This is a genomic window from Rhizobium sp. YJ-22 (assembly GCF_029601685.1).
GTDB lineage: Bacteria > Pseudomonadota > Alphaproteobacteria > Rhizobiales > Rhizobiaceae > Metarhizobium.
Genome location: NZ_JARRIR010000005.1, coordinates 247,372 through 259,856, shown reverse-complemented (window position 1 = coordinate 259,856; position 12,485 = coordinate 247,372). Strand labels below are relative to the sequence as shown.

The 12,485-nt window shown below is 65.1% G+C and carries 3 protein-coding genes; all 3 read left to right on the top strand.

All coding sequences use genetic code 11. From position 1 onward, the window contains the following. Position 1 precedes the first annotated feature (1 nt). Positions 2-1,165: a M20 aminoacylase family protein gene (locus P7F60_RS14355; RefSeq protein WP_277918413.1), complete on the top strand. Its 1,164-nt coding sequence runs from the start codon at positions 2-4 to the stop codon at positions 1,163-1,165. A gap of 265 nt (positions 1,166-1,430) precedes the next feature. Further along, on the top strand, positions 1,431-9,932 hold the full coding sequence (locus P7F60_RS14350) for a glucoamylase family protein (RefSeq protein ID WP_277918412.1): 8,502 nt from the start codon (positions 1,431-1,433) through the stop codon (positions 9,930-9,932). Positions 9,933-10,614: 682 nt separating this feature from the next. After that, positions 10,615-12,261: a Na/Pi cotransporter family protein gene (locus tag P7F60_RS14345; protein ID WP_277918411.1), complete on the top strand. Its 1,647-nt coding sequence runs from the start codon at positions 10,615-10,617 to the stop codon at positions 12,259-12,261. Positions 12,262-12,485 lie beyond the last annotated feature (224 nt).

The window sequence follows — 12,485 nt, the reverse complement described above, 5'->3', positions numbered from 1 at the left end:
CATGACCTATCCGTTCGCGAACATTATGCCCGATCTCGTGGCAACCCGGCATTTCCTCCATCAGATTCCGGAAATCGGCCTGTCGGAGTTCAAGACCTCCGACTACATCGCCGGACAATTGACGGCGATGGGCTATGAGGTGACGCGCGGGCTGGCCGGGACCGGCATCGTCGCCACCTTGCGCAACGGCACGTCGCAGCGCTCGATCGGCATCCGCGCCGATATCGACGCCCTGCCGATCCAGGAGGAAACCGGGCTCGACTATGCCAGCCAGCATCCGGGCGCCATGCATGCCTGCGGCCATGACGGCCACACGACCATGCTGCTGGGTGCTGCCAAGATGCTGGCCGAGCGCCGCAATTTCGACGGCACGATCAACCTGATCTTCCAGCCGGCCGAGGAGAATTTCGGCGGCGCGCGCATCATGGTCGAGGAAGGCCTGTTCGAGCGCTTCTCCTGCGACGCCGTCTTCGGCCTGCACAACGATCCCGGCATTCCCTTCGGCCATTTCGCGCTGCGCGAAGGCCCGATCATGGCTGCCGTCGACGAATGCCGCATCCGCGTTCAGGGCAAGGGCGGCCACGGCGCCGAACCGCAGGAGACCGCCGATCCGGTGGTCGCCGGCGCCTCGATCGTCATGGCGCTGCAGAGCATCGTCTCGCGCAACATCCATCCGCTGGAGCCGGCCGTGGTCACCGTCGGCGTCTTCCGCGCCGGCACCGCCAGCAACATCATTCCCGACCATGCCGATATCGTCGTCGGGATCCGCTCCTACGATCCGGCGACCCGCGACGAGCTGCAGCGCCGCATCACCCTGATCGCCGAGCGCCAGGCCGAAAGCTACGGCATGACCGCATCCGTCAACTACGAGCGCAGCTATAGCGCCACCGTCAACCACAAGGCCGAGACGGATTTCGTGCGCGACCTGGCAAAACGTTTCGCCGGCGAGGACAAGGTCTACGATCTCGCCCGTCCGTTCATGGGCAGCGAAGACTTCGCCTACATGCTGGAAAAGCGTCCGGGCAGCTATTTCTTCCTCGGCACGCGCCGCACGGAAAACGATCCCTCGCTGCATCATCCGCGCTACGACTTCAACGACGACATCCTGCCCATCGGCGCTTCCTTCTGGGTGGAGCTGGCGGAAGCCTATCTGGCCAGGCCCTGAGGCCCATGCAAATCAGTGACGGAAGGGCCGGCGCGATGCCGGCCTTTTTGCATGGGAAATCCGGCGCGCCACCTGAACTTGCGGGGCAGCGGCCGCGCCTCTTGCCGGTCGGTCAGCTTCGGTTCATTTTGCTCCGGATAAGGATAGACTGCCATTGAACCGGCCCCCGGCCTTTCCGAGCGCACATATTCCATTATGTGTTGTCGGGAAAACCGGCTAAGGCCGTTGAGACCCTATCGCTGTTCCGATCCAGAATCAGGCCCCCATGTCATTTCACATGTCGACCCCCGCGTCCTCCCGCGAGACCGAAGCGAAGCAGATCGACCATAACGATTCCATCCGCTCCACCTATTTCACCAAGGACGAGCTGAGCGCGTGCGGCATGGGGCTGGCGCGTGACGGCGCCCCGGCGCTGCCGGCCTTCGCCGCCTTCGATTTCTTCGCCCGGCACAAGGAGAACGAGCGGGAGATCCTCAGGGTCTATCGCGCCACGGCCGCCGATGTCGCCGCCGGCGCGACGATCACGCCCGCCGCCGAATGGCTGCTCGACAACCACTACATCGTCGAGGAGGCGATCCAGGAAGTGCGCCGCGATTTTCCGCGCCGCTTCTATCGCCAGCTTCCGACCATGCGCATCGGCGGCATCGAGATACCGCGGGTGACGGCGCTGGCCTGGCTCTACGTCGCCCATACCCACAGCACCGTCTCGCAGGAAAGCCTGACGGCGCTGGTCGACGGCTTCCAGTCGGTGAAGACGCTGGAGATCGGCGAATTGTGGGCGCTGCCCTCGATGGTGCGTTATGTGCTGATCGAGAACCTCAGGCGCATTTCCATCCGTGTCGAGCGTTCGCGTCACATGCGCCGCCGCGCCAACGACATCGCCGACGAGTTGATCCGCATCAACGATCCGGCGAAAAGCGCCGATCTGCTGAAAAGCATCGAGCCGCTGGCCGAGGACAGCACCTTCGCTACCCAGTTCCTCTACCGCCTGCGCGACGGCGCCCAAGGCGCGGCCTTCGCCATCTCCTGGCTGGAGGAGCGGCTGGAAAAGGCCGGCAGCGACGCCGAGGAAACGATGATTGCGGAGCATAACCGCCTGTCCTCCGGCAATGTCACGATGGGCAACATCATCCGCAGCCTGCGCGAGATCGACGACACCGAATGGGCGGTATGGGTCGAGCAGGTCAGCCATGTCGACCGGCTGTTCTTCGAAAAGACCGATTACGGCGAACTCGATCCGGGTTCGCGCAACAAATACCGCAAGCAGGTCGAGAAGCTGGCGCGCTACAGCGACCGCAGCGAGCTGGACATCGCCCATACCGTCGTCGACCTCACCGAGGCCGACCGGCGCGCCGAAAAGAAGGGCGATCATGAGCCGAATATCGGCTCCTATCTGGTCGGCAGCCAGCGCAAGGCGCTGGAAAAGGCGATCGATTACCGTCCGACGCCGCTGCAGCATATCGTGCGCCGCGTCCGTTCCTTCCACTGGCTGGCGGTCGCCGCTCCCGTGGTGCTGCTGACCGTGCTGGTCCTGGCGCTGGTCGGCTGGTTCATGGCGCGCTTCGGCATGCCGCTCGGCCAGATCGTCATCCTGCTGGCGATGTTCTCGCTGCCGGCCTCGGAGGGCGCGACCGGCCTGTTCAACACGCTTGTCACCTTCTTCGTGACGCCTGCGCGGCTGATCGGCTACGAATTCAAGGAGGGCATCCCGGAGGATGCGCGCACGCTGCTGGTCGTGCCGTCGCTGATCTCCAACCGCGACGGCGTCGACGAGCTGGTGCGCAACCTGGAAGTCCATTACCTCGCCAATCCGCGCGGCGAAATCTATTTCGCCCTGCTCAGCGACTGGCCGGACAGCCAGAAGGAGGAGACGGAGGCCGATGTCGCCGTCTTCGAATATGCACGCAAGGAAATCGCGGCGCTCAGCGAAAAATACGCTTATGACGGCAAGACGCGTTTCTATTTCCTCCACCGCCGCCGGCTCTACAATCCGGGCGAAGGCGCCTGGATGGGATGGGAGCGCAAGCGCGGCAAGCTGCATGAACTGAATCTGCTGCTGCGCGGCGATGCCGACACCACTTTCCTGCCCGGCGCCAACACCGTGCCGGCCGACGTGCAATATGTCATGACGCTGGATTCCGACACGCGCCTGATGCGCGACGCGGTCACCAAGCTGGTCGGTAAGCTCTACCACCCGATCAATCGCCCGGTCTTCGACACGGAAACCAAGCGCGTCACCTCCGGCTACGGGTTGCTGCAGCCGCGCGTGACACCGTCGCTGACCACCGGCGAGGACGCCTCCGTCTTCCAGCGCGTCTTCTCGATCAATCGCGGCGTCGATCCTTATGTCTTCACCGTCTCCGACGTCTATCAGGATCTGACCGGCGAAGGCACCTTCACCGGCAAGGGCCTCTATCACGTCGATGCCTTCGAGGCGTCGCTGAAGGGCCGCATCGACGAAAACGCCGTGCTCAGCCACGACCTGCTCGAAGGCTCGATGGCGCGTTGCGCGCTGGTCACCGATGTCGAGCTGGTCGAGGATTTCCCGACCCGCTACGAGGTGGAAGTCTCGCGCCAGCATCGCTGGGCGCGCGGCGACTGGCAGTTGCTGCCCTATATCTTCAACCCCGCGCGGGGCGTTCCCGCGCTCGGCCGCTGGAAGATGGTCGACAACCTGCGCCGTTCGCTGACCCCGATCGCCTGGTTCTTCGCCTCGGTGCTCGGCTGGTATTTCATGGATCCGCTCGGCGCGCTGATCTGGCAGATCGTGCTGATCTTCAGCCTGTTCGTCGCCCCCACCCTGTCGCTGATCTCCGGCATCGTGCCGCGCTCCAGCGATATCATTCCCAGCGCCCATCTCTACACCGTCTGGTCGGATATCCGCGCCGCCAACGCGCAAGTTGCGCTGCGCATCGTCTTCATCGCCCATACCGCCTGCCTGATGGCCGACGCCATCATCCGCTCGCTCTATCGCCTGTTCGTTTCCCATAAGCTGATGCTGGAATGGCGCACCGCCGCCAGCGTCCAGTCGAGTGCGCAAGGGACGATCCTGAGCTTCTACAAGACCATGTGGCAGGCGCCGCTCGCCGCGATTCTCGGCCTCGCCTTCGCGGCGCTGCCGGGCGACAACGCCTTTCTCGTCGGCATTCCCTTCGCGCTTCTGTGGATCGTCTCGCCGGCGATCGCCTGGTATGTCAGCCAGTCTGCCGAGACGGAGGACCGGCTCGAGGTCTCCGCGGAAGTGACGGAAGAACTGCGCAAGGTGGCGCGGCGCACCTGGCGTTATTTCGAGACCTTCGTCAGCGAGGAGCAGAACTATCTGCCCCCGGACAATTTCCAGGAAAAGCCGAACCCGATCGTCGCCGCCCGCACCTCGCCGACCAATATCGGCGTCTACCTGCTGTCGGTGATATCGGGCCGGCATTTCGGCTGGTTCTCCTTCGAGCAGACCATCGACCGCCTGGAAAAGACGGTGGCGACACTGGAAAAGATGGAGAAATTCCGCGGCCACCTGTTCAACTGGTATCACACCGACACGCTGCAGACCCTGGGGCCGCGCTACGTCTCCGCCGTCGACAGCGGCAACCTCGCCGGCCACCTGATCGCGGTTTCTTCCGCCTGCCGCGCCTGGGCGGAAGCGCCGTCCGCGCATCTGCAGGGCAATCTCGACGGCGTCGGCGATGTCGCCGGCATTCTCGGCGAGGTGCTGAACGACCTGCCGGACGACCGCAAGACGGTGCGACCGCTGCGCCGCCGGCTGGAAGAGCGCATCATCGGTTTCCAGAACGCGCTCGCCGCCGTCAAGCGCGAGCATGAATTCGCCTCGATCCGCATCATCAACCTGTCGGTGCTCGCCCGCGACATCCAGAAGCTGGCGGCCAATCTCGATCACGAGGTGCATTCGCCGCAAAGCCGCGAAGTCACCGTCTGGGCGGGGTCTTTGGTGGCGGTCTGTGAGGACCATGTCGCCGACAGCGTCTTCGATCTCTCCAACATCGAGCCGCTGCGCGCCCGCCTCGCCAGATTGCGCGACCGCACCCGCGATCTCGCCTTCTCGATGGATTTCAGCTTCCTGTTCCGGCAGGAGCGCCGGCTCTTGTCCATCGGTTTCCGCGTCGAAAGCGGCGAGCTGGACGAGGCCTGCTACGACCTTCTCGCCTCCGAAGCGCGTCTGACCAGCCTGTTCGCCATCGCCAAGGGCGATCTGCCGACCGAGCACTGGTACAAGCTCGGCCGCCAGGTCGTGCCCGTCGGCCTGCGCGGCGCGCTGGTCTCCTGGTCAGGCTCGATGTTCGAATATCTGATGCCGCCGCTCGTCATGCAGGAGCGCCAGGGCGGCATCCTCAACCAGACGAACAATCTCGTCGTGCGCGAGCAGATGAACCATGGCCGCCGCCTCGGCACGCCCTGGGGCATTTCCGAAGCCGCCTTCAACGCCCGCGACCACCAGCTCACCTACCAGTACACCAATTTCGGGGTGCCGACGCTGGGCCTCAAGCGCGGTCTCGGCCAGAATGCCGTCATCGCGCCCTATGCCTCGATCCTGGCCAGCATGTATGCGCCGGAAGCGGCGCTGGAAAACCTCGAGCGGCTGCGCAAGCTCGGCGCGCTCGGTGTCTACGGCTATCACGACGCGGTCGATTTCACCCCGACCCGCGTGCCCGAGGGCCAGACCTGCGCGGTGGTCTACAACTATTATGCCCACCATCACGGCATGTCGATCGCCGCCGTCGCCAACGTCGCCTTCGCCGGCTGGCTGCGCGAGTTGTTCCATTCCGATCCGGTGGTTGAAGCGGCCGAGCTGCTGTTGCAGGAAAAGGCGCCGCGCGACATCCAGGTGATGACCACCAAGGAGGAATCCTCCACGCCCGGCGACGAGCAGGCCGACCTGCCGCGTCCGGAAGTGCGTATCATCGACGATCCCGCCGCCAAGGATCGCGAGCTGGTTTTCCTGTCGAACGGCCATTATTCGGTGATGCTGACCGCGACCGGTGCGGGCTATTCCCGCTGGAACGGCCAGACGGTCGCCCGCTGGAAGGCCGATCCGACCGAGGACCGCTGGGGCACCTTCATCTTCCTGCGCGATGTGGCGAGCGGCCAGTGGTGGTCGGCGACATCGGAGCCGCGCCGGGTCGAGGGCGAAATCGCCAAGGCGATCTTCAGCGACGACCATGCCGAATTCCACAAGACGGTCGGCGATCTCGTCAGCGAGGTCGAATGCATCATCGCCACCGAGCATGACGCCGAAGGCCGCCGTCTGACGCTGCTCAACATGGGTGCGGAGGACCGCTTCATCGAGGTGACCTCCTATATGGAGCCGGTGCTGGCCGCCGACGACACCGATAACGCCCATCCCGCCTTCTCGCGCATGTTCCTGAAGACCGAGATCGGCCGGCGCGGCGACGTCATCCGCGCCGAGCGCAACAAGCGCAGCCCCTCCGATCCCGACATGTGCGTCGCGCATCTGATCGTCGACAATGCCGGCAATTCCCGCCATACGGAATTCGAGACGGACCGGCGCAAGTTCATCGGGCGCGGCCGCACGCTCTCCGACGCCGCCGCCTTCGATCCCGGCGCGACGCTGTCGGGCAGCGACGGCTTCACGCTCGATCCGGTCCTGTCACTGCGCCGCACCATCCGCGTGCCGGCCGGCAAGAAGGTGTCGGTGATCTTCTGGACCATCGCGGCCCCCAATCGCGAGGAGACCGACAAGGCCGTCGACCGCTATCGCCACCCGGATGCTTTCGCCCACGAGCTGACCCATGCCTGGACGCGCACGCAGGTGCAGATGCGCCATGTCGGCGTCACCTCGCAGCAGGCCGCCGCCTACCAGCTTCTCGGCCGCCACCTCGTCTATCCCGACATGCAGCTGCGCATGGATGCCGCGACGGTGGCGGAAGGGTTGCGCTCGCAATCCTCGCTGTGGCCGCTGGCGATTTCCGGCGACCATCCGATCTTTGCGCTGCGCATCAATGACGACATGGACATGCACATCGCCCGCGAGGCGCTGGGCGCGCAGGAATATCTGCGCTCGCGCGGCGTCACGGCCGATCTGGTCATCGTCAACGAGCGGGCCGCGTCCTACGCGCAGGACATGCAGCATGCGCTCGACGCCGCCTGCGAAAACCTGCGCCGTCTCGGCCAGGGCGACGGGTTGCGCCAGCATATCTTCGCCGTGCGCCGCGACCTGATGGATACAGAGACCTGGAACGCGCTGCTGGCGACCGCCCGCGTCGTCTTCCATGCCCGCAACGGCAAGATCGTCGACCAGATCGCCCGCGAACTGGCGCTGTTTGCCGGCCCGCGCCCGACGGAACCGGTCGCACCCGCGCCGCTGAAGCCGCTGGCGCTGAAACCCTATCGCCCGGCCTTTGCTGCAAAGCCGGTCGAAGATCGCGGCGACCTCGACTTCTGGAATGGTTTCGGCGGTTTCGAGCAGGGCGGCGAGGACTATGTCGTGCGCCTCCACGGCGGCGGCGCCACGCCGCAGCCGTGGATCAACGTCATCACCAACGATCGCTTCGGCTTCCACGTCTCGGCCGAAGGCGCCGGCTTCACCTGGAGCCGCAATTCGCGCGACTACCAGCTGACCCCGTGGTCGAACGATCCGGTCAGCAATCGGCCGGGCGAAGCCTTCTATGTCGTCGATACCGACAGCAAGGCGGTGCTGACGCCGATGGCGGCCCTTTCCACCGATGCCTCGGTGGAGTTCGAGGCGCGCCATGGCTTCGGCTTCTCGCATTTCGCCTCGACGCAGCAGGACATCGGGCTGGAACTGACACAGACGGTCGACCGCACCCGCTCGGTCAAGCTTTCGCGCCTGCGCCTCACCAACCGCTCGGGCGCGCCGAAGCGGCTGCGCGCTTACGCCTATGTCGAGTGGCTGCTCGGCAATAACGGCCAGCGCACCGCGCCCTTCATCGTGCCGTTCCACGATGCCGAAGGTGGGGCGCTGCTCGCCGGCAACCCCTACAGCATCGATTTCTCTGCCCGTTCCGCCTTCCTGTCGGCGAGCGAAATGCCCTCCAGCCTCTCCTCCAGCCGCCGCGAGTTCATCGGCAAGGACGGGTCGGTGCGGCTGCCGCAGGCGGTCGTGAAGGGGCTGCCGCTCTCTGGCACGGTGGAGCCGGACGGCGACGTCTGCGCGGCACTTGCCATCGACGTGACGCTGGCGCCGGGCGCATCGCACGACATCGTCTTCCATCTCGGCGATGGTGACGACCGCGAACAGGCGCTGTCGCTGGTCCGCGACATCAAGGGAGCGGACTTCGATGCGATCCTCGAAGGCGAAAAGGCCTATTGGCGCGCCTTCACCGGCCACGTGACGGTGCGCACCCCGGATGCCTCGATGAACCATCTGGTCAATGGCTGGCTGCCCTACCAGGCGCTCGCCTGCCGCATCATGGCGCGCTCGGCCTTCTACCAGGCCTCCGGCGCCTACGGTTTCCGCGACCAGCTTCAGGATACGCTGGCCTTCATCCTGCACGATCCGTCGCTGGCGCGGCGGCAGATCCTCAATGCCGCCGGCCGCCAGTTCCGCGAAGGCGACGTGCAGCACTGGTGGCTGCCGCAGACCGGGGCCGGCGTGCGCACGCTGATCGCCGACGACGTGGTGTGGCTCGCCTATGCGATCCATCACTATTGCGAGGCGGTCGGCGACCGCTCGCTGCTTGACGAGCAGCTTCCTTTCCTCGAAGGGGCGGCACTTCAGCCCGGCCAGCATGATTCCTTCTACAAGCCGGGTGTTTCCGAGGATACGGTCAGCGTCTACGAGCATGCGGCGCTGGCCCTCGACCTCGCCATCGCCCGCACCGGCCCGAACGGCCTGCCGCTGATCCTCGGCGGCGACTGGAACGACGGCATGAACCGCGTCGGCATCAAGGGCAAGGGCGAGAGCGTCTGGCTCGGCTGGTTCCTGGCCGGCACGCTCGATGCCTTCGTCGTCCATGCCCGCGACCGGGGCGATACCATCAGGGCCGAGCGCTGGAGCGGGCATCTCGCTTCGCTCAAGCAGGCGCTGGAAACGGCGGGCTGGGACGGCGACTATTATCGCCGCGGCTATTTCGACGACGGCACGCCGCTCGGTTCCAAGGACCAGCCGGAATGCCAGATCGATTCGATTGCGCAATCCTGGAGCGTGCTCTCGGGGCAGGGCGATCCGGCCCGGCGCGGGCAGGCGATGGATGCCGTCATGGCGCGGCTGGTCGATCGTGAGGCCGGCATCATCCGCCTTTTCACCCCGCCCTTCGACGACACCGACAAGGATCCCGGCTATATCGCCGCCTATCCGCCCGGCGTGCGCGAAAACGGCGGCCAGTATACCCATGCCGCCACCTGGGTGGTGATGGCGCTGGCCGAGCTCGGGCGCGGCGACGATGCCTTCGCTTGCTTCTCGCTGCTCAATCCGGTCGGCCATTCCCTCGATGCCGAGGCGGCGGAGACATACCGCGTCGAGCCTTATGTGGTCGCCGCCGATGTTTATGGCGCGGCCGACCGCACCGGGCGCGGCGGCTGGACCTGGTATACGGGCTCAGCCGGCTGGCTCTATCGCAGCGCCGTCGAAGGCATTCTCGGCATCCGCAAGTTCGGCAACCGCCTGCAGGTGAAGCCGGCGCTGCCGGCGCAATGGCCGGGCTTCGAGGCGGAGATTCGCCTGGGCGAGCGCCGCCGCACCTTGACGGTGACGCGCGGGGCCGACGGCGCCTATGCGATCGCGCTGGATGGCCTGGCGCTTTCCGACCCACAGGCGGGCTTCGATATAGATTGAGGGTATTGTCCTGATGTGAAGCAGAAAAAGGGCGGCTCCCCTTGGGGCCGCCCTTTTTTGCATCCGTTGCGCCGCGAGGGAGTTTACCTTAAGTCAGGCTTATAAAAATCAATAGTTTGTAGAAAGCTTCGCAACAGGCCCGCATATTATCCTGTCCTCAGTTTGAACAAGACTGGAGAATAGATGGTTTATGATTGGGACGGTGTGCGCACCGACCGTATCAGGAAAATCAAGGCGGTGAGCTGGCTGCTGTTTTTGCTGCTCGTCATCGTCGGCCTGTCGCGGATCGCTGCGCCTCTCTGACCCTGCGGAAGAATTCTAGCACGGATTTTCAGCGTTTCCCGCGCGTCATGATCGACGTGCAGCGCTGCCTGCAATTCCGACACGTCGCGATTGCATAAGACAAGAACCGGGACGAGAGCGCCGTGCGTCCGAATGGTTGCCCATATACGCTCGACCTTGAACGAGAGAATCCTCGGCGAGCAGACGATATCGCCGGTGCGCTCGGAGAGATCGATCCCGTTTTGATTCGAGGAGGCGCGGCGGATCCGTCGCGAATCCTGTCATCCAGTTGTCATAAATGACAAGTGCATCCTCTTGAATGGGTGTAAGCTGGTAAGCTTTCCTGGCGACTCGGCTGGTGCAAATGCGCTGCCGGGCAACCGACGAAGAGGGCGCAGGCGTGGCATCGACAGTGGTGATGATCAATCTTTTCGGGGCGGTCGCCCTGCTGCTGTTCGGGTTGCGGCAGGTCAAGGACGGCGTGACGCTGGCCTTCGGCGCCAAGCTGCGCTCGGGGCTGGCCAAGGGCACGCAGAGCGCCTCGCGCTCCTTCCTGTCCGGCTTCATCGCCACCATCGCCCTGCAAAGCTCGACCGCGACCGCGCTGCTCACCGCCTCCTTCGTCGAAAAGCGCATGGTCGAATCGCGCATGGCGCAGATCGTGCTGCTCGGGGCCAATGTCGGCACCGCGGTCACCGCCTGGATCGTTTCGGCCGGCGTGGAGTGGCTGGCGCCGCTGGTGCTGTTTCTCGGCATGATCCTCTATCGCAGCCAGGCGATGGCGCGGCGCGGCGGCGGCCTTGCGCTGGTCGGCATCGGCCTGATGCTGACCTCGCTGCACCTCTTGGGCGCCGCGACCGAGCCGATGCGGGAATCGCCGGCGCTCGCCGCCTTCTTCGGCCTGCTCGCCAATGCCTGGCCGGTGGCGCTGGCGCTGTCGGCCGGCGTCGCCTTCGTCTCCTCCTCGTCGCTTGCCGCCGTCGTGCTGATCCTGTCGCTCGCCTCCACGGGCGCGCTGCCGCTCAGCCTGATCATCGTGCTGGTGCTCGGGGCCAATCTCGGCGGCGCCATTCCGCCGGTTATCGCTTCGCTCGCCGCGCCTGCCGCGGTGCGGCGCATCACGCTGGGCAATCTGCTGGTGCGCGCCATCGGCTGCGTCATCGCCCTGCCGCTGGCCGGTTTCGCCGGCGAGTTGATGGCCATGCTGCCGCTGTCTCCGGAAAAGCTGCCGGTGGATGCCCATCTCGGCTTCAACATCCTGCTCGCCATCCTCGCCGCGCCGTTTTCGCGGGCGCTGTCCAATCTGATGGCGCGGCTGGTGCGCGAGGAGGCCAGGGCGGAAAGCGGCCCGCGTTTCCTCGACGAGCGCGAACTGGCGACGCCGGTCGTGGCGCTGGCCAGCGCCACGCGCGAGGTGCTGGCCGTCGGCGACCTGATCGAGCGGATGCTGATGTGCATCGCCGATGCGCTGGAACGCAACGATACCGGCCCGCTGGCCGAGGTGCCGGCGCTGGAAAAACGCGTCGACCTGCTGCAGCAGGAGGTCAAGATCTATCTCTCCAAGCTGAAGAGCGAGGGATTGGACGAGGAGCACGGACGCCGCTCGATCGTCATCATCGACTATGCCATCAACCTCGAGCATATCGGCGACATCATCGAAAAGGGCCTGCGCGAGCAGGTCGCCAAGAAGATCGACAACCAACTGCGCTTCTCCGAGGCCGGCCATGCGGAGCTGCGCGATTTCCTGGCGATGACCATCGACAATCTGCGCATTGCCCAGACGATCTTCGTCACCCGTGATTTCGGGCTGGCGCGGCAGTTGATGCAGCTCAAGGTCGAGGTGCGCCGCATCGAGAAGGAATCCTCCGAGCGTCATCTCGACCGGCTGCGCTCCGGCAGCGCCGAAAGCCTGCAGACCAGCTCGCTGCATCTCGACATGCTGCGCGATCTCAAGCGCGTCAACGCCCATATCGTCTCGGTTGCCCATCCGATCCTTGAAGAAGGCGGCCTGCTCGGCGAAACCCGGCTGATCCAGAGCGCCGGTTGACGTGCGGATTTTCCCGTCCGCCGTGCATCGATCGTCAGGGACCTGTCGGCACGCGGGAATCCCTTGATATCAAGGGTTTTTCACGAGTCGAAATCTCGCTTTCGAGTCAAATACCTATGTTTTCGACTCCAATTTTGATCTGGAAATTAAACAGCAATCAACTGTCAGCCGGCATCGTGGCGTCCAATTATCGAACGCTGCGGGTCTCCGGTGATGCCGGAATG

Coding starts and splice junctions, on each gene's coding strand:
- P7F60_RS14355 (WP_277918413.1), top strand. CDS start 2: ATGACCTATCCGTTCGCGAACATTATGCCCGATCTCGTGGCAACCCGG.
- P7F60_RS14350 (WP_277918412.1), top strand. CDS start 1,431: ATGTCATTTCACATGTCGACCCCCGCGTCCTCCCGCGAGACCGAAGCG.